Source organism: Pseudomonas brassicae (genome assembly GCF_010671725.1).
GTDB lineage: Bacteria > Pseudomonadota > Gammaproteobacteria > Pseudomonadales > Pseudomonadaceae > Aquipseudomonas > Aquipseudomonas brassicae.
Genome location: NZ_JAAHBU010000484.1, coordinates 1 through 1,644, shown reverse-complemented (window position 1 = coordinate 1,644; position 1,644 = coordinate 1). Strand labels below are relative to the sequence as shown.

Below are 1,644 nucleotides of genomic sequence, written 5' to 3'. Positions count from 1 at the left end.
TGCAACGCACCATGGCCTGACAGATCGGCGTTGTCAGCCTTGGGTGCCAGGCAGTAGACCTCTGTGGGGCTACCACGCCCCTCACGCCGCCTCGCGCAACGCCTTGACGTACTTGTACACCGTCGCCCGGCCCATGCTCAGCACATTGGCCACATAGTCCGCAGCACTGCGACCCTCGAACGCACCCTCGGCATACAACGCTTCAATCAACGCGCGCTTGTGTTTCATGCTCAAGGTGTTGAGCGACAACTGTCGCTCACCCATCCACGCATGCAGGAAGGTGTTGATGCGCTCCTGCCAGTCATCCCGGAACAAGGCGTCCGGCTGCGGGATCAGGCGGCTGACCTGGAAGAACGCATTGAGCGCATCTCGCGCCTGGTCAAGCACCGAAAAATTCAGGTTGATGCACATCAACACCTCGGCATTGCCAGCGTCATCACGCAACACGCCTGTGATCGAACGGATCTTCTGACCATCCCAGTTGAGCTTCTCGTAAGGCCCAAGGCTGGCGGCCTGGTCAAAGTCGCCCGGCAGCTCTTCCAACGCCGAGTCATCCCCCAGCGCGCGTTTGGAAAGGTTGTTGGCAATGTGCACGACAGTCTGGCTCGCAAGGTCGTGCAGGATGACTTCGGCATGGGGAAACAGCAGGGTGGCGATGCAGTCGGCAATGACCTTGTAGTTTTCAAGCTTCTTCATGTCTGACGGCGGCGTCCTTGGGATGGCTCATGCGCGCATCATAGCAGCGCATGACGCCGATTCGTGTCACTCGCTGCGAGGCTCGGGCACCTCCAGCAAGCGCAGGGCCATGCGCTGCACATGCCGCTCGATGTGCGCCAGAGGCCTGCACTCGGCGGCGCCGATCAACGCCAGGATGGCCAACGCCACCGACTCGACGTCGATGTCCCCACACACGCCCTGGCGCCGGCCACGTTGCAGCACGCTCTGCAAGCAGGCCTGCGCGCTGTGGATGTGCCGGGCAAGCCAGGCCTGCTGGTGCGGCGCCAGGTGGCGGTGTTCGTGGCGCAGGATATGCGCCTCGCCAGGATGCTCGGCCTGCCACGCCAGCATGAAGCCAATGAAGCTGCGCACTTCTGCCAGCGCATGGCGACGCCGGGGCAGCGCCTGCCACGCCGCCGCACGTCGCTCCAGCACATCCTGTACCACCCACAGCAGCAGTTCCTGCTTGCCGGTGACGTGGTGGTACAGGCTGCCCGGCAGCACGCCCGCCTGGCTGGCCAGCTGGCGCATCGACATGCCGGCGTAGCCTGCCTGTGCCAACAATGGCCGCGCTGCCTCCAGGATGAAGCGGGCACAGCCATGGCTGGCTTCAGCCATGGGCGGCGCGCTGCAGCAGGGCACGGGCACGGGCGATCACCGGTGCATCGACCATCTGCCCGTCCAGCACGAACACACCATCGCCCCGTGCGGCTGCGGCGAGGATGCGCTGTGCCCATGCCAGCTCCTGGGGGGCGGGCTGCAAGGCCGCATGGATGACGGCAATCTGCGCGGGGTGGATGCACAGCGCGCCGCCAAACCCCATGTCGGCCGCGAACGCCACGCTGTCACGCAGCCCGGTGCTGTCGCCGATGTCCGGGTACACGCCGTCCAGCGCCGGGGCCAGGCCGGCCACGCGGGTGTGCAGCA

Annotated in this window: 3 protein-coding genes; all 3 read right to left on the bottom strand. The window is 65.5% G+C overall.

Annotated elements, in window-relative coordinates; translation table 11 throughout:
- Window positions 1-81: 81 nt before the first annotated feature.
- On the bottom strand, window positions 82-696 hold the full coding sequence (locus tag G3436_RS24950; RefSeq protein ID WP_163950731.1) for a helix-turn-helix transcriptional regulator: 615 nt from the start codon (window positions 694-696) through the stop codon (window positions 82-84).
- A gap of 66 nt (window positions 697-762) precedes the next feature.
- Window positions 763-1,335: a TetR/AcrR family transcriptional regulator gene (locus tag G3436_RS24945; RefSeq protein ID WP_163950728.1), complete on the bottom strand. Its 573-nt coding sequence runs from the start codon at window positions 1,333-1,335 to the stop codon at window positions 763-765.
- A partial coding sequence (locus G3436_RS24940; RefSeq protein ID WP_163950725.1) for an HpcH/HpaI aldolase/citrate lyase family protein occupies window positions 1,328-1,644 on the bottom strand: 317 nt, incomplete at its 5' end. The genes G3436_RS24940 and G3436_RS24945, both read right to left, overlap by 8 nt.